The following is a 16,974-nucleotide window of genomic DNA, read 5'->3' on the forward strand; positions in this document are numbered from 1 at the left end:
TCGACATGCTCCTCGAAAAACTTCAAGCACTTCGCTCTAGGGCCAACAAGCTGCGGTTCGCTCGCACCTCGGCACGCGTGCGGCAGACCGCGCCTCTGATCTACACGCCCAGCCCTGACGTTTGGGTGGTCTCGATGGTGGGGCATGACTCGGTCGACATGTACCTGGTGGCCGTCAAGTCCTTCATGGTGTTCTTTGTCGATGCCTCCATCGAAGTCATCAACGACGGGTCGCTGACCGCACAAGACCAGGCTGTTTTGCGCGAGCAAATCCCGGGCGTCTTCATCAGCAACTCTGCCGACGTCGATACCGGGCGCTGCCCGTCCTACAGCTCTTGGAAGCGCCTGTTCCGGATCATTGAACGGTCGCAGACCAGCTACGTTGTGCAGCTGGACTCGGATACCGTGGCGGCAGGGCCCATGGTCGAGATCGAGCGACTGGCTTCGACGAACACCGGCTTCATGATCGGCGACGGCCATTGGACAACGCCAGTATCTCCACGACACATGCAGTCCATCGCCGGCCGCTGGCACGCGACGGGCCCGCAGGCCTTCCTGGAGCGTGTCCTGGCTGATCTCGACATCTTCCCGCCCGGGCATCGCTACCTGCACGGCTGTGCCGGGTTCGCCGGCTACCCACGTGGCAGCCTGAGCCGCGAGGCGGTGGAGAAGATGTCCCTGCGCATCGAGGAGGGCATTGGCCGCGATAACTGGCACAAATGGGGCAGCGAACAAGCCATCTCCAATTGCCTGATCTCGCTGACGCCAAACGCCTGCACCCTGCCCTGGCCCAAGTACAGGAACTACATGTTCCCGGCCACGAACGACCCTTTCACCGCGGCCTGCTTTATTCACTTCGTGGGCACGCATCGCTACCGGGACACCATCTACTCGCAGGCGGCCGAGCAGTTCTATGACTACTACAACAGCCTGATCAGCCCGAAGCCCCGCGCTCGTGCGGACTGACCCGGCGCGGACACCGTGAGCGACAAGAACTCAGGCTCCTTCGGGGGCAGAACCGTCAGCAATGTCGCTTGGCTGGGCGGCAGCCAGTTCCTGCGCCAGGGCATCTCCATCGGTGCCTCACTGCTGATCGCACGCCTGTTGGCACCGTCCGACTACGGCGTGTTTGCCATGACGGTCTTCGTCAATGAGCTCGCTCAGTTGCTGATCAATTTCGGCATGGGGGCAGCGCTGGTGCAGCGTGAAAAGCTCGAGGAGCGCGCACTTTCCACCACGTTCTGGTTCCAAGCCGGATTGGGCGTGGTGGCCGGCTTGGCCATGGTGGCTGCTGGCCCCTGGATTGCCGACTACTTCAAGCAACCCGTGCTGCGCTGGCTGATGGTCACCTGCGCGCTGAACGTCTTTGTCTCCGCGATCTCCGTGGTGCCCAACGCACTGTTCACCCATCGCTTGGATATGCGCGAGATCGCGGTCGCCACGTTTGTTGGCAGCATCATCGGTGCCTTGGTCGCGGTGCAGATGTCCTACCTCGGTTTTGGCGTTTGGGCCTTGGCCATGCAGCCCCTCGCGGGCTCGACAGCGACGACCGCCTACCTGTTCTGGCGAGTTCGCTGGTGGCCACAGCTGATTTACGACCGCAGCGAAGTCCAGCAGCTCTTGGGCTTCTCTGGTTACCTGCTCGGCAGCAACATCCTCAGCCACATCACCAAGAACCTGCAAAGTCTGATCCTCGGACCAGCACTCGGTGTGGCCGCGTTGGGGCTGATGACCATGGCCCAAACCGTCGTCTGGTTGCCGCTCGCGCAGATCAGCCAGACCATGGTCAAGGCCACGTTCCCGGTCTTCTCGAAACTGCAGAACGACCCGCCGAGGGCGCGAAGCGCTCTCTATCGAGCCTCCGGTGCCATCGGCCTGCTGTCATTCCCCCTGCTCGCAGGTATCGCTGCCTTGGCGAGTGATTTGATGCCGGTGGTTTTCGGTGTCCGCTGGACCGATTCAGGCCCGCTCGTCGCCGTGCTTGCCACCATGGCAATGGTCAAGAGCGCAACCACCCTCTCGGACACCGTGCTCATGAGCACCGGCCGTACCAGTCGCTTGATGCACATCGCGGTCGTCTCGCTTCCGGTGATGGCGGGCGCACTGTGGCTCTTCAGCAAGACCGACATCTTCCAGGCGACCGTCGCCTACTCCGTGACGATGGTGGTCCTGCAAGTGGCCACGCAGCACTATGCATTGCGCTCCATCGGAGGCGGATGGCTTGAGTTCCTGACACCGATGTTCAAACCGCTGCTTGGCACGGCTTTGATGGTGCTGGCACTGCTGTTCACAAGCCCGCACCTGCAATCGATTGGCGGCTGGTCGCGTTTGACCCTGCTATCGCTGATGGGTGCCGCCATCTACATCGCCTGGACCTGGCTCGCCAACCGGGCGGCGCTGACCGACCTGATCGCAACCGTCAAATCACGGTAAGTGCAACCGCTGGGTTGCGTTAGGGCGTGCTTAAGACTGCTTTGAACGCCGCTTGCTCCGCATGAGGTAGCACACCTGCGACATAGGCATCAATCATTCCCGCCTTGTTCTTTGACGTGAAATGCAAGCAGGAGAACTTGAATCGCGCGAGGGCGGTCAACCCTCCGGCATTGCGCAGCTCGTCGGGAAACATCATGAAGCAGGTCATCCAGGTCTTCAACTTGACCAGCGCCGCGAAATGCATCACCGCGCGATCCTCGACGCCTATTTGAGCTTGCGCCAGGACCTGCGTGAGGTCATTGGACTCAAGGTACTTGAGCACAGCGCGCGCGGCTGAGACCCGCAGGAAGTACGCCCCTCCTTGGCAGTACTCGAAGTCGACGTAGTGGCCGTCGCCAATGAAATCGGCGCGGCTCCGCGCCATCGCGCGAAAGATGCGGTCATTGAAGAAGAACACATCCGAGTCGATGCGGGCGATGAAGTCGTCGTCTGACAGTCCTTCACAGGCCAGGGCATAGGCGCGCCAGATCCAGCCAATTTGCTCTGCGCCCCAGCCAACGCTCTTCGGCCAGGGAATCACCTTGACCTGCAAAGGCAAGGCCATCAATGCCTCGGTCTGGGCCGCTGAGAGAGGCATGTCCGTGTCGCTGAACACGAAGACTTCCAGATGGCTGGATCGAACCGTCTGAACCAGGCTGTGCAACGCGCAATAGAGATACGGGAAATACGACTGGCAGCTGAAGTAGCACAGCCGAAAGACGGGCTTCGAATCCTTGCCAAAGGCCAGGCGGTACTCGCGTTGCGCCATCTGCTTGGCAAGCGTTGGCAGTTGTGCAAGGGTGATCGGCAGGCGCATGTTTATCGTTGCCCTTGTTGATGGCGAAGTTTGCTGCGGCCACATCGTAAGCCCGCCCCAAAGGGGACCTTCCGAAAGCGCATCGGGCAGCACCGCGCTTGGTCGCTCAATCGCGCTCCAGCAAGCGCAAGAACTGAGGCCCCAACATCCGCGAGCCACTTCGGTTCAAGTGGTAGCCATCAGCCATGTACATGGGAGTGCCGTCGGCCGCGTCGGTGCGGCAGCGTGTATCGGGGCAGAAGTAGTCCCGGAAGTCAGCCAACACTGCCCCTGTGCGAGTCGATGCGGCCTCCAGCCCGTGTCTCGAGAAAGCTTGATAGGTGTCGGCAAAGGTTCGCGGCATGCGCCCTGAAGCCACAGCGCAGCGTCTGGTGATCACCCGCCAGCCGGGACATTGGCCATCCACCATCGGATAGTCGGCAGCGACGAAGTGCGGGATTGTCTGCACCAGCACGACCTGATGTCCCGCGTCCTGCATTGCGCGCACCGCATGCTCCACGCCGGCGTCCATCTGCGCCGCACGTGAAGATCCGGCGGGCAAACCGGCCGTCAGCACCTGGTAGGACTCATCGCTCCAGTACCGGCTGACCATGCCCACGATGACCGTCCCTGCAGGCTGACGTTGCAGCCACTGGCGATGCGATTCGAACGCGACGCGGCACTCGGCTGAAAACTCTGGCTTACCCGAAAGGACGAGCGTCGCGTCGGCAAAGGGGCAGCCGCCCATGGTCAGCGTGATGACGGGGCGGTTGAGCTTTTCGGCGGCCGCCGCCAAGCCATCACTGAAATGCATGGCATTCGAATCGCCAACGAGGTAGATGGGGCGACCCGTGGCGGATGGCAGGAGGCGACAGCGTTCCAACTGTTTGCGTTCGACGGGCAGCCGGGCACCGCAGTCCCCAGGCCCCCAACCGGTCGGCAACTCGGAGACCGTCTGCATCGACCGCTTGAGCTCAAGATTGCCGAACCAGGTGTAGGCAGCGGTGGCCAGGCCCACCGCAAGCAGCATGGGCGCCGCCTGCATGACGAGGATCGGCTGCAAGACGTTTGACGATCTCGATTGATATGCCGTCCGCATCGGCCGCTCTACGCCGTAGTACGACAGAACTGCCACCACGCAGGCGAGCAAGACCGCCAGCCCGAGCGCCACGCCACTGTCGGGCCAGAGCAGCTTGGCAAACACGATGGCGGGCCAGTGCCAGAGGTAGATCGAGTAGGACCAGTCACCCACCAGGGCCAGCGACCGAGCGCTCAGCCAACGAGTGACCCATCCGTTCGCATGACACCCAGCCAGCAGCATCAAGGCGGTGCCCACGGTTGGCAGCAGCGTCCACCAACCGGGAAAGCGCGTGGACTCGGTGATCTGGAACACGGAAACCAAAAGGCAGGCCAAGCCAACCAGCCCAAGGGCGGTGCTCGCACGCTGCGAACACTGGCGCCATAGGGCCAACGGCAGCGCCAACAAGGCGCCCACGAGGAACTCCCAGCTGCGGGTGAATGGACTGTAGAAGCCGGCGAGCCAGTGCAGCACTGGCTGCCCAGAGGTCGCCGGCGGCGCCACGGTCAAGAGCAAGGACAAGAGTCCGATACCTGCAAGCACTGCAGCCAAAGGCCCCGTGCGCACACCGCGCATGCCGCGCAGCAGGGCGTAGAGCAAGGCAGGAAACAGGATGTAGAACTGCTCTTCGACCGACAGCGACCAGGTGTGCAACAGCGGGTTCAGGTTGGCGGCGGTTGCAAAGTAGTCGCCTGACAGGCGCGCGATGGCGATGTTGGCCGAGAACAGCAAAGCTCCAACGGCAGTGCCGGAAACCGCTTGCTGCGTACCGGACGGCGACAGCAGCAATGCGCTGACGATCAAGGTGATCGCAATCATCACGGCCAGCGGCGGCACCAGCCGGAAAAACCGACGGACATAAAACCGCCGCAGGTCCAGGTGCCCGATGTCCCGCCACTCACGCAACAGCATGCCGGTGATGACGAACCCCGATATGACGAAGAAAACGTCGACGCCGACAAACCCCCCCGGCAACGGCACGCCAGCGTGGAACGCCACCACCAGTGCCACCGCCAACGCACGCAGCCCCTGGACGTCGGCGCGGTACCCGAGACGCGTCAGCCCGGAGCGGCCCTCCGGCGCGCCCGCGTCATGCCCAACGGCCTTCATTGGCCCAGCGGAACGCCCGACGCTGCGCTGGGCAGCGCATCGCGCGCTGCAAGGCGGCGGCGCAAGGCCTGCATCGCAGGATCCTCGGCGTCTGCCTTGCCCAATTGCTCTCTGGCACGCTCAGGCAGGTTAAGTTGGAGAAAAACCAGCCCCAGATTGTTTCGCGTCAAGGGATCATTGCCAGCCGACTCGTCCACGAACTCAGCCTGAGAGCGCGCCAAATCCACCTTGCCTCGCTTGTGCAGGTACATCGCGTACATCATGCGAACGAGCAAGTCGTTGGGGACAAAGCGAATTGCACGGCGGTAATAGCAATCGAGAGAGTACTGGGCGCCTTTGGGCTGGTCTGTCTTCTCCCGTTCAGTCAACCGCTCCAGTGTGGCCAGCGCACGGACGTGGTTCGGGTAGCCATGAAGGGTGTAAGCAATCGCGGCGCCAAACGTTGACAGCTTAGGCTTCACGAGGTTCTCAACCTCGGGGGGAAAGTGCTGTCCTTCAACCATCGAAAGCCAGGCTCGGTCGGTGCGGTAATCCTTGGGCGGCAGGAGTTGGGTGTCAGTGGACACCAACGGCCCACACTCTCGCTCTTCCTCCGCAGAATTGATTTTGGCAGCTTGGCCAAACGCTGCCGGCATCAAGAGCGCCAACACCAAGGCCCCCAGAACCGGGCCAGCTTTCAGTGGGAAGCAGACAGACGAGTGCATGGATGACGAGTATGCATGAGCACCCGCCAGCCACGGGGAGGGGCGGGCGAGAGTGAGCGTGCAATCTTGGCATGGGCGCGCACGGCCAACAATCACCGGGTCTGGTGTCGGATCGCATGGGGTGCGCCATCTCACCCTCTATGGCCGATTGCCCTTGGTATGCTGGCTTGATGACCACGCTGAAGCACTGCTACCCAACGCGCTGCACGACCTTGAAACTGCCTCCGGGCCTGGGTGACTATCTGCGTGGAGGAATCGCACTGGCGCACCACGCGCTCGAACGAGGTTGGGGGTTCGAGCTCGACTTCAGTGGCCACCCGATCGGCAAGTTTCTGGATCCAACCGCAAGTGCTGAAGCATCTCAAGCACCCATCGACGAGTTCTTCGACGAGCGTGCGAGCCTCGTTTACGGCTGGATGGATCGCCTGCAAGAAGGGCAAGTTGGCCGGACCTGCACCAATCTGCTGCCCCACGAGAGCCGCATCACACCGCGTGTGCGCGAGGCCATGCAGGCAAACCTGCGGTTGAACCCCGCCATCCTGGCCACCGCTCAAGACACCAAGTCCGCCATTGCGGGTGACCAGCCGATGGCTGTGCTGCACGTGCGGGTAGCGGATGCGGACTTTCGTTCCTTGCAGACCACCCAGCCCGCACTCTGTGCGGCGATCGAGTCGCGCGTTCTACCCACTTGGGGTCGACGCGTGGCCGTGCTTTCCAACAACCCGGGGCTTCGTGCTGCGCTCTGCGAGCGTTACGGCTTTCGGCTGATCGAGGCGGAGGCGGTGCACCTGGGCGCTTGCGACGTGAACGATCAGGCGGTTCGAGACACCTTGGTCGACTTTGCGTTGATCTGTAGTGCGAGCCAGGTGTTCTCGCACAGCGCCTACGGATGGAAAAGCGGTTTCAGCTACTGGGCCTCAGCAATCCACGGCATTCAGTTCGACTCATTGCGCGCCGAACACACGGAAGTGACGCCCGTCTGGAAGCAACGCCTCAAGACCGCGCTGTGGAGTCTCGAGTCGCGCTGACGCGCTCGGTCCGCCCGCTCCAGCGCGAAAGCGATCCTTGGCTCTTTAGCGCCGCTTCAACCAACGCCGGCAGGCGCCCAGCCAGCCTCCCGGCCAGGCTGGGTTGATCGCACCGGCGACTGCATCGACCTGCCACACGCCTTGCGGATGCCCGCGCGTGAGGCAGGCCCACAAGCCCCATTCGCCCGTGTGCGTGATGAGGAATCGAGATTCCGCCAGCAGCCGAGTCAGCGCCCAATGCAGGTCGCTCACACGTGCAGCGTCGGCCCAATCGTTGGGGCCAAAGCTGGGCACGGGTGTCCGCCCTAAGCCGGGTGTGCCGTCGGCGATCCAAACGTTGCTGCAACGTTCACCGAAGGCATCTCGAAAGCGGCACCAGACAGCCGGGTCCAACGTCTGCACCCAGAGCCTGGAGCCCGGGTAGCGAATCATCAAGCGCCGCGCCAGGCGAAGGTATTCGTCTGCATCGATCACCTGCGCTGTGCCGGGCGGCTGCCAGGGCAAAAGCACGCCGATGGTGTGCGCCGGGTCGGCATGCATAGCCTCACGCAGAGCGTCCGCCATGGCCGCAATATGAACTTCGCGCGGCCACTGGGCACGCCGCAAATCCGGAGTGCCGGGCCGGAGTCGTCGGTAAAGGGTGTCGGGGCTTGGCAGTACGGGTTGGCCTGAGGGCCAACGTGGGCAAGCCTGATCAGCCAGGGTCACGGCGTTTGAGGCTCCGCTCAGGCGCTGCGTGTCAGGCCCAGCGGCCAGCTGATGGCGACAGGCTGCAAGCATCGACTCTGCGTCGAGGGGCGGCCTGGCGAGCAGGGTCGGTTCATTCATGCTTGAGCCTTCGACGGTAGGCTTCGATGGGCTGCTGGACCCAGCGGTGCAGCATGGCAGCCAGGGCCAAACTCACCGCCAGCACGCAAACAAGGCCCGGCAGGTTGATGCACCCAGCCCTCGGGCAAGTTTCTTGACGCCCAGAAGATCACCAGCGTGTGGCAGAGGTAGAGCGGGTAACTCAGCTCCCCCAACTCGCGGTCCCAGGCATGCCCCGAACTGAACAGGAAGGCTGCGGGCAGTGTCAGCGTGGCCAGTGCGATCAGCAAGGGCCCTTTGGTCCAGTCCGGCCACACGACGCTGCCAAAGCCCGCGCAGGCGACGAGCAGGACGGCCGTCGCCATCGCCAACGCGACCTTGCCGCGCCGCTCCGACAGCCGTCGCCACAGCGGCAGCAGCCAATGCCACGCTGCGCTACCCAGGAGAAAGAGCGCCAACTCGGTCGGGAAGAAGCGGTAGGTCCACGGGTCAGACCAGCCCACAACGAGCTTGAGCAACACAACTCGAAGGCCGAGCGAGGCGACCAGCAATCCCAGAACCCACAGCTTGCGCCGCACGATGAACGGGGCAATCAGATAAAAGCTCAGCTCGACACCCAGCGACCAGGCTTGCTGCACCAGCAAAAAGGTGTAGAGCTTGGGCGAGGACTGCCAGAAGTTGGACGTGAATACGAGTCCGCGCTCATCGGCCGTGAAGAACATGACCCAGTCCTGGCCCAGGATGAACAGGTTAGCCAGCACCAGCATCAGCTTGGCCTGCAAGGGCAAGGCGTCCCACCCTGGCATGCCGGTGGACGTCAGCACGTGGATCGACAGCCAACTCGCCAGCGCCACCACGGCATAGATCGGATAGATCCGAACCCAGCGGCTCTTCAGGAAGGTGCCATAGCTTTGGTACACCGGCTTGCTCAACAGGACATGGGTGATGAGGAAGCCCGAGATCATGTAGAAGATCTGGACGGAGAGTGCGCCCCCTGTCAGCACACGGTGCACACCGCAGTGCAGCACCACCACGGCCAACGCCAGCAGCAACCTCAGGCTTCCCACGGCAACCTCAAGGCGTCACCCAACGCGCGCGACACTGCGCTGCCGCCACGATCAAGGGCGCCCCGCCTGCGGAGCAGCCTGGCGCCCGTACCGACACAGCATCAGTCGCGCAAACCAGGCGGCGTCACCAGCATCCCAGGGCGTGAATCGCGGCCACTGGAAATCATCCCGACCTCGGCACACCGGCCCGGGTGCGGTGCTGACGGCACATCTGAAGCCCGCCTCCCGCACCATGGCCACATGCCGAAGGTCGTAGTCACGATCGGGCACGCCATTGGGGTAGGCAAACACCTTCACCGGCGCACCGATCAGGCCTTCAAGTGCCGCCCTGCCCCGCAGGATTTCATCCCGGGCCTGGTCATCAGGCGTCTCGGTCAGGATCGGGTGCCGCACCGTATGGCCGCCAATCTCCATGCCGGCAGCGTGCAGTTCACGGACCTGCTCACTGCGCATCATCAGATCGTCGGGCAGATCGGGGTGGCCCGTCGCTTCGCGCAGTTTTGCGATCAAGGGCTCGCGCTGGTCGAGCGGCTGGTACTTGATCTTCGGCAGCACTGCATCGATCGCCGCCCGGCGCTGTGCGGGCGAAGCAAGAGGAAACCGCCCCAAGCCGAAGGCTGCCAGATCCAGCTCAGGCTTCTGGCTGGCCCGGATGGTCTCGATCACCGTGTCATTCCACATGCGGCCGCCGTCCAGGAAGCCGGTCGAGACAAAGAAGGTGGCCCGCAAGCCATGGCGCCGCAGCAGCGGCAAGGCCACGGTGGCGTTGTCCGCATAGCCGTCATCGAAGGTCATCACCAGCGCACGCGCTGGCAGCTTGCCGCTCTTCAGGGCGGCATGCGCCTCGCCCAAGGTAAGGACCTGGAAGCTGCGCGCGATGCTCCCCAGCAGCGCGTCGAAGCGCGCGGCGTGCATCTCCAGCGGGAACAGCGGGTCTTGTTGCGGCTGGACCCGATGGAAGGTGAGCACCGAGACTCTGCGCCCCAGCACGGTGTCCAGGCACTGCAGGCCACCGGCCAACAGCGAACCAACCAGCGCCCTCATGCCGGCGCCCCTGCCGGACTCAGCGCATTCACGCGCTGTGGCGCAGGCTTGCTGGCGCGTTTGACGATGTTCTCCGAGAGCAGCACATAGGCCATCAGATACAGCGGCAAGTCCAGATACGCCAGGCTCAGGAAGGCGCCACCGACGGCATACCCAATCAACGACACCTGCGTCATCGACATCAACAGCGGAATCGAGTCGGCCAGGTCCGGCACCTTGCTGGCGGCCTTGGCCACCTGACTGGCCCGGCGCCAGACAAGCGCCCACAGCGTGATGAAGAGCCCGAAGCCGACGAAGCCGTGCTCGCCCAGCATCTGGAAGTAGATGCTGTGCGCCACCCACGTCGTTTGCAGGCTCGAGAAGGCCGACCAGCGATCGTCCCTCGGTGCGTACTTGATGTAGACCTCGATCGCCTCCGCGCAAAAGCCCGCCCCGACGAAAGGCCTGTCCACAGCGGCGTTCCAAAGCGTGTTCCAGACCCAAAGGCGCGACTGCGCCGAGGTGTCCTCCTGGTAGGTGCCGATGGTCTCCATCCGGCTGGTCCAGGAATCAGGCATGAAGGCAATCGCCAGCGCCAGAACCACGACCAGGGCAAAGGTGAAGCGCACCGGGTAGCGACTCTTCAGCCCAAGGAAAAGCGACATCGCCAGCACAGCCAGCAATGCGCCGCGCGACTGGGTTCCAAGGATGGCGAACACTGTCAGCACGATGGCAACCGTCAGCGCCATGCGCTGCCATTTCACGGTGGCCTGCATGCGCATCCAATAGAGGAATGGCGTCACCATCACCAGGCCGACAGCCGCCTCGTTGTTGCCGCCTAGCATGCCTCCGGGAGGCCCCGAGACACGGTTGCCCCCCCCGGTCAGCAGCGTGAAGAGGCCGCCCTTGACGCCAAAGAACGCAATCGAAAGCGTCACCACCACCACCAGCACGAAGAGCTGCTGCTTCTCCACCACCAGCAACAAGGTGATCAGCATCATGAACTGGATCTTCATCACAAAGACCCAGCGCTCCTGCACCCAGTCCGTCGGCGCCATGGCGAAAAGGCTGGTGACGCCCATCCAAAACACCATCAGCAGCCAGACGATGGTGATCGACGTGACCGGGAAAGGCTGCCGCGTCTTTGCCATCGGAAACGCCACCAAGGTGACCAGCACGGTCAACATGGCGAACGGAAGGCTGACCGCGAACCCGTAGCACAGCTGGTGCGGATTCATCAGCGACACCCAGGCCCAGGTGTAGGTCCCGAATACGGGCTTGCGCAGCGTCATGATCATCATGAACGCGAACAGACCAACTAAGGCAAGGTCACGCATCTGTCACCCCGGCAGGCCCAGGACTCCTCTGAACACTCTCAACTGCCCTTCGGTCGTCGAGAGCCAATCAAACTGTTCGGCGTAGCGCCGCGTCTGCGCCCGGTCCGGCATCGCAGCGCGAAGCCGGGTGACCCCTTCGGCGACGCCTGCGGCGCTCAGCTCGTGCATCAGCACGCCGGCCTCGGGGGCCGCCACCACCTCGGGCGTGCCCCAGACATTGGACGCCACGACCGGTGCACCGCAGGCCATGGCCTCCAGCAGCACATTGGCCCAGCCCTCGCGGCTGGAAGCGAGCACCAGGGCATCGACGGCGCTGTAAAGGCTGCGCAGCTCCGGCTGCGAGCGCCGGCCCAGGAAGTGCACACGCTCCTGCACACCCAGCTTGGCGGCCAGAGCGCGCAACGCGCCCTCTTCGGGCCCCGTGCCGGCGATGTAGAGGCTGACGTCGGGCAGGTCAGGCAATGCAGCAATGACGTGGTGGTGGCCCTTGCGGTCGATCAGGTGGCCGACCGAGGCCAGGCAGTGGCCCTGCATGCCAAAGCGCTGCCGTTCCGGCTCGCGTGGCTCGGGGTGGAACAGGGTCAGATCCACGCCATTGCGCAGGGTCGTGACCTTGCCAGGCTCGGCGCCGAGCGCGACCAGCTCGTCCCTGAGGGCCGCGCACACGGTGATCATGTGACCGCAGTCCTGCGCGGCCTGCAGGATCTGGCGGCGGGGCACCGGATGCTGAGGGATCAGGTTGATGTCGGTACCGCGCGCGGTGATGGTCACCGGCTTACCCAGCGCGCGCCCCAGGGCCACCGCGGCTACGCCGTCGGGGTAGAAGTAATGGGCGTCGATCAGGTCGAAATCGAAGCCCTCGGCCTGCACCTGGCGCAACACCGGCAGCGCTGCGCGGGCCAGCAGGGCGGGCGTGATGTTCATACCGACCTTGGGCAGCACCAGGTAGCGCGGGTGCTGCACGCTGATGCCGTGACGCACCTCTTGACGGGGCGTGGCGGCCATCTCGGCGTACTCGCCCCAGCGCGGGTGCTTGAACGGGAACCACGGCACCGGCGCCACGACCCGCACCTCCACCTGCCCGCTCTTGAGCAGCTCGCGCAGCCGCGTCTCCACAAAGATGCCGTGGCTGGGCCTTGCGCTGCTGGGATAAAGCGTCGAGAAAGTCAGGATGCGCAGCGTCATGCCGCCTGCTCCACGCCGGCCGCCGCACGAGCGCCGAGTTGGACGGCCTTGCGGGCATTGCCGGCCCAGGTCAACTGCAGGCGCGAAATGGTGTCGTATGCGCCCTGCCCCAAGCGGCCGCGCAGCTCATGGTCGTGGGCCAGGCGGGCCAGCGAACGCTCCAGCCCGCTCACATCGCCAGGCTCGAAGAGCAGCGCGTTCTGGTCGTGCGCGAGGACCTCGGCGATATTGGGCTGGTTGGGCGCGACGATGGCCTTGCCCAGCGCCAGGTATTCGATCAGCTTGAGGGGCGAGGCATAGGCCACCACAGCGGGCTGCAGGGCGATGTCGAAGGCGGCCACCAGGGCAGGCACCTGGTCGCGGTGGATGACGCCGGTGAAGCGCACGCGGTCACCCAGCTTGAGTTCAGCCGCCAGGCGTTCCAGGTCAGGCCGGGCCGGACCGTCGCCCACGATGAGCAGACGGGCATTGGCCGGCGCGCCCTCCCCCGCCATCCAGCGGATCACGCGGTCCATGCCATGCCAGTCGCGCACGAAGCCGGTGAAGCCAAGAACCAATGCATCGGGCCAACCCAGCAGCGCCTTGGCGGCGTCGGGGCTGGGGGCGGCCGCAAAGTGCGATTCGTTGATGCCATTCGGGATGACGACGATGCGCGACTCGGGCACGCCGACGGCGCGCACATGGTCGGCCAGCACGTCCGTCACGGGCAGCACGAAGTCAGCGCCCCGCCAAGCTTTGGCCTCGGCCCAGCGCGCCAGGCGCGGCAGGCCCAGGCCACCGAACTTGCCACGCTCTTCCGCCAGCGGGGCATTCACTTCCAGCAGCAAGGGCAACCCGGTCTTGCGCTTCAGCATCAGGCCGGCGAGCAGGAAGAGGTTGTAGCGCTCGTAAATGACGTCGGGCTTGAACTCACGCGCGGCAGCGGCCAGACGCCGGTAGGCCACCAAGGTATAGGCCAGCTCCAGCAGCTCGTAGACGGCCTTGGGCAGCCGGGCACGCAAACGCGCGACCCAGCCGACCTCGGCGCCCATCTGGCCGCTGGGCTCGTCGTGACCGCCGGGCGCGACGACGCGCACCTCATGGCCCTGCTCGCGCAGCGCCGTGATCATCTCTTCGATGTGGACCGCCTGGCCGTCCTTGGAGGCCGTGCGGTGGTGGTAGAGGATCCTCATGCCGCACGCTGACCATTGACGCGCTCGCTGCTGGCGCCCAGGCCGGCGTTGCGCAGGAAAGCGTCGAACATCAGCAGCACCCACAGGGGCTGAGAGTGGTCCAGGGCACCGCGCTCGTGCTGGTCCAGCATGCGGGCGATGGTCGAGGGCTCGAACCAGCCCGTCTGGGCCAGCGCGCCGCGTTGCAGCGCATTGCGCGTGGCCTCGCGCAGGGGGCCGCGCAGCCAGCGCGCCAGAGGTACAGAGAAGCCCATCTTGGGCCGGTACAGCACGTCATGCGGGAGCATGGGCTCCATCGCCTTCTTGAAGAAGTACTTGCCCTCCTGGCCGCGCAGCTTGAGGCTGGACGGGAGCGTGGCCGACCACTCGACGAGCGGGTGGTCCATCAGGGGCTCGCGCACCTCCAGCGAGTGCGCCATGCTGGCGCGGTCCACCTTGGTGTTGATGTCGCCCGGCAGGTAGGTGTGCAGGTCGATGTACTGGATCAGGGCCAGCGGGTCGTCCGTGCCGGCGCGGCGCGCGTGGTCGTGGAAGATCTCGATGGCGTTCCAGCCCTGCAGCTCGCGCTTGAGCTTGCTGCTGAAGAGCTGCTCGCGCATGGGGTCACGCACCAGGCCCATGGTGTTGAAGTAGGCGTCCACCGAGCTGCGCGCAATGGCCTGGAAGGTGGTCTTGGCGCGGAAGACGCGCGGTGCCCAGTCAGCCTTGGGGTAGAGCTTGGCGAGCGGGCCGAACACACCGCGCCGCACGGCGAGCGGGAAGGCGCTGCGCATGCGCTCTTCCATCATGTGCATCTTGTAGCGGCGGTAGCCGCCGAAGGTCTCGTCGCCGCCGTCGCCGCTCAGTGCGACCGTCACATGCTTGCGGGCCAGTTCGCAGACGCGGTAGGTCGGGATGGCGGACGAGTCGGCATAGGGCTCGTCGTAGAGGTGGGCCAGGGTGTCGACCAGACCGAAGTCATCGCTGCCGACGACCTCGACGCGGTGGTTGGTCTTGTACCGGTCGGCCACCATCTTGGCGAACTCGGTCTCGTTGAACTTGGGGTCGTCGAAACCGATGGAGCAGGTGTTGACGGGCTGTGAATCCAGCTGCGCCATGGCCGCCACGACGGCGCTGGAATCGACACCGCCAGAGAGAAAAGCGCCCAGCGGCACTTCGGCCTTGAGGCGCAGCTTGACGGACTCGCTCAGGCGCCGGCGCATCTCCTCGGCCGCTTCGACCTCATCGATCTTGGCGTCGAGCGTGAACTTGACGTCCCAGTAGCGCTGGGGCTCGCCCACCGGCTGTCCACGCTTGACGAGCAGGCGGTGCCCGGGCGCGAGCTTCTTGGCGTGCTTGTAGATGGTCCAGGGGTCGGGCACATAGCCGAGAGCGAAATAGGCCTCGATGGCGCGCGGGTCGATCTCCTGGCGCAGGCCGCCATGGGCGACGATGCTCTTGAGCTCGGAGCCAAAGAGCAGCCAGCCGTCCTCGGTGACAGCGTAGTGCAGAGGCTTGACGCCCATCCGGTCGCGGGCCATGAAGAGGCAGTCACGGCGGCGGTCATGGACCATGAAGGCGAACATGCCGCGCAGGTGGTGCACGCAGTCCTCGCCCCAATGCTCCCAGGCGCGGACGATGGCTTCGGAGTCGCTCTTGGTGCGGAACACGTAGCCGTGGCCGCGCAGCTCGTCCATCAATTCGAGGTAGTTGTAGACCTCGCCGTTGAAGACCAGCGCAACCGTCTTGTCGTCATTGAAGATGGGCTGCTGCCCGGTGGCGATGTCGATCACCGACAGGCGGCGGTGGCCAAAGCCCACGCCGGGCTCGATGTGCAGATCGCCTTCGTCGGGGCCGCGGTGGTGCTGCGACTCGTTCATGCGATGCAGGCGTTCGCGCTCGGGCGTCCGTTGCTCGCGAATGTCAAACACACCAGTGATGCCGCACATGCCCTAGGCCCGCCTCAGTCCTGCTGCTCGGAAGCGACCAGACCTGGCCGCAGCGAAACATGAATTCTCACCGAGCCATCCCACCGCTCCGCTCAGGAATGAGCGCTCGCGTGATCTTGACCACGACCTATCCCCCGCTCGAGGGGGCCGCACCCGCATAGAGCGCTGCGTAGGCCTTCATCATGCCCGTGAGACTGAAGCGCTCGCGGGCCCGCACCAGGGCGGTCTGGGCCAGCCCAGCGCGGCGCGACGGGTCCTGCACCAGTGAGGCCAAGGCCCGGGCCAGCGCCTCGCTGTCACAGGAGGGCACAAGCAGGCCGTGCCGGCCGTCTTCGATCAGCTCGCCATTGCCGCCCACCGCCGTGGCCACGGGCGCGCACCCACTGGCCATGGCCTCCAGCAAGGTGTTGCTGATGCCCTCGGCCTGCGAGGGCAGCGCAAAGATGTCGAACTGCGGCAGCAGCTGCGCCACGTCGCTGCGGTCGCCTGGCAGCCAGGCCTGTTCGGCGGCACCGGCAGCCTGCAACTGGGCCAGTGCCTCGGCGTGCAAAGGGCCTCCGCCCAGCATCGCAAGCCGCAGGCGTGGCCAGTCAGCCGGGCACAAGTCGCGCAGGCGCAGGAAGGCGGCGACCAGGTTGAGCGGATCCTTGACGGCCTGCATGCGGCCCACGGCGCCGATCACCAGGTGTGTTTGCCGGTCAAAGGGCCAGGCCGCTGGGGCTGGCGTGTCTGGCGTGAACCGCGCCACGTCCACGCCATTGCAAATGCGCCGCACATGCGCGCCGGGCAGGCCCACGGCATCGGTCAGGTAGACCTCGATGGCCTGCGACAGCGCGACGAACTCATGCGCCGCCAAGCCATAGATGCGCCGGAGCTTCTGGTTGCGGCGGTTCACGCCGCCCAGGTCGTCAACATCCCAGCCGTGCTCGCTGTGGATGCGCAGCGGCACGCGGGCCAGCATGGCCGGGATCTGGAACTCCATCGCCCCCAGGTTGCGCGTGTGCACCACCGCCGGGCGCAGCTCGCGCAGCAGACGGTAGACCTTGGGGTAGAGCCACAGCCCCTGCCCTGGCGGCTTGTTGAGCGAGAAGAACTGGGTACCCGGCGCCTTGACCCGCTCCTTGAAAGCGGTGATCTGCGTGACCGCGACCACAGCATGGCGATACTGGTCCAGGTGGTTGATGACGTTGACGACCCCGTTCTCGAGGCCGCCGGTGTCAAAGCGGTGCAGCAGATGGACGACCAGGGGGCGGTCGTCCCGCACGGCG

General features: G+C 64.9%; 14 protein-coding genes. 3 read left to right on the top strand and 11 right to left on the bottom strand.

The genetic code is table 11. The features are described 5' to 3' along the window. Positions 1-5: 5 nt before the first annotated feature. Both ABDJ85_RS06220 and ABDJ85_RS06225 read left to right on the top strand, forming a co-directional pair. Positions 6-965 carry a hypothetical protein gene (locus tag ABDJ85_RS06220; RefSeq protein WP_347703901.1) on the top strand — a complete coding sequence of 320 codons (960 nt, stop codon included), beginning with the start codon at positions 6-8 and terminating at the stop codon, positions 963-965. 15 nt (positions 966-980) lie between these two features. After that, positions 981-2,432, top strand: a complete 1,452-nt coding sequence (locus ABDJ85_RS06225; protein ID WP_347703902.1) for a lipopolysaccharide biosynthesis protein — start codon at positions 981-983, stop codon at positions 2,430-2,432. Between the two features lie 19 nt (positions 2,433-2,451). Here ABDJ85_RS06225 and ABDJ85_RS06230 read toward each other — a convergent pair whose 3' ends face one another. The 3 genes from ABDJ85_RS06230 to ABDJ85_RS06240 form a co-directional block, all read right to left on the bottom strand. Continuing rightward, on the bottom strand, positions 2,452-3,288 hold the full coding sequence (locus tag ABDJ85_RS06230) for a glycosyltransferase family protein (protein ID WP_347703903.1): 837 nt from the start codon (positions 3,286-3,288) through the stop codon (positions 2,452-2,454). Positions 3,289-3,394: 106 nt separating this feature from the next. Beyond that, complete coding sequence (locus tag ABDJ85_RS06235; RefSeq protein ID WP_347703904.1) at positions 3,395-5,455, bottom strand: acyltransferase family protein; 2,061 nt, start codon at positions 5,453-5,455, stop codon at positions 3,395-3,397. Further along, positions 5,452-6,159, bottom strand: a complete 708-nt coding sequence (locus tag ABDJ85_RS06240; protein WP_347703905.1) for a tetratricopeptide repeat protein — start codon at positions 6,157-6,159, stop codon at positions 5,452-5,454. The genes ABDJ85_RS06235 and ABDJ85_RS06240 overlap by 4 nt, the downstream gene beginning before the upstream one ends. Before the next feature lie 170 nt (positions 6,160-6,329). Here ABDJ85_RS06240 and ABDJ85_RS06245 point away from each other — a divergent pair, with 170 nt between their 5' ends. After that, positions 6,330-7,187 (top strand): hypothetical protein, encoded by an 858-nt coding sequence (locus tag ABDJ85_RS06245; protein ID WP_347703906.1) that lies wholly within the window; start codon positions 6,330-6,332, stop codon positions 7,185-7,187. Between the two features lie 45 nt (positions 7,188-7,232). Here the strand turns inward: ABDJ85_RS06245 and ABDJ85_RS06250 are convergent, their stop codons facing one another. From ABDJ85_RS06250 to ABDJ85_RS06285, 8 genes are all read right to left on the bottom strand, one after another. Further along, positions 7,233-7,751, bottom strand: a complete 519-nt coding sequence (locus tag ABDJ85_RS06250) for a hypothetical protein (protein WP_347703907.1) — start codon at positions 7,749-7,751, stop codon at positions 7,233-7,235. 260 nt (positions 7,752-8,011) lie between these two features. After that, a complete protein-coding gene (locus ABDJ85_RS06255) occupies positions 8,012-9,061 on the bottom strand; it encodes an acyltransferase family protein (protein WP_347703908.1) in 1,050 nt (349 codons plus the stop codon). Between the two features lie 51 nt (positions 9,062-9,112). Beyond that, entirely contained in the window at positions 9,113-10,081 is a 969-nt protein-coding gene (locus ABDJ85_RS06260; protein WP_347703909.1) for a polysaccharide deacetylase family protein, read from the bottom strand. Positions 10,082-10,101: 20 nt separating this feature from the next. Next, complete coding sequence (locus tag ABDJ85_RS06265) at positions 10,102-11,421, bottom strand: putative O-glycosylation ligase, exosortase A system-associated (protein ID WP_347703910.1); 1,320 nt, start codon at positions 11,419-11,421, stop codon at positions 10,102-10,104. 3 nt (positions 11,422-11,424) lie between these two features. Beyond that, positions 11,425-12,600, bottom strand: coding sequence for a glycosyltransferase family 4 protein (locus ABDJ85_RS06270; protein WP_430765531.1), 1,176 nt, complete (start codon positions 12,598-12,600; stop codon positions 11,425-11,427). A 2-nt stretch (positions 12,601-12,602) separates the two neighbouring features. Next, complete coding sequence (locus tag ABDJ85_RS06275; RefSeq protein ID WP_347703912.1) at positions 12,603-13,778, bottom strand: glycosyltransferase family 4 protein; 1,176 nt, start codon at positions 13,776-13,778, stop codon at positions 12,603-12,605. Next, a complete protein-coding gene (locus ABDJ85_RS06280; protein ID WP_347703913.1) occupies positions 13,775-15,706 on the bottom strand; it encodes an XrtA/PEP-CTERM system amidotransferase in 1,932 nt (643 codons plus the stop codon). The genes ABDJ85_RS06275 and ABDJ85_RS06280 overlap by 4 nt, the downstream gene beginning before the upstream one ends. A gap of 127 nt (positions 15,707-15,833) precedes the next feature. After that, positions 15,834-16,970, bottom strand: coding sequence for a TIGR03088 family PEP-CTERM/XrtA system glycosyltransferase (locus ABDJ85_RS06285; RefSeq protein ID WP_347703914.1), 1,137 nt, complete (start codon positions 16,968-16,970; stop codon positions 15,834-15,836). Positions 16,971-16,974: the final 4 nt, after the last annotated feature.

Source organism: Roseateles paludis (assembly GCF_039872745.1).
Taxonomy (GTDB): Bacteria; Pseudomonadota; Gammaproteobacteria; order Burkholderiales; family Burkholderiaceae_C; genus Pelomonas; species Pelomonas paludis.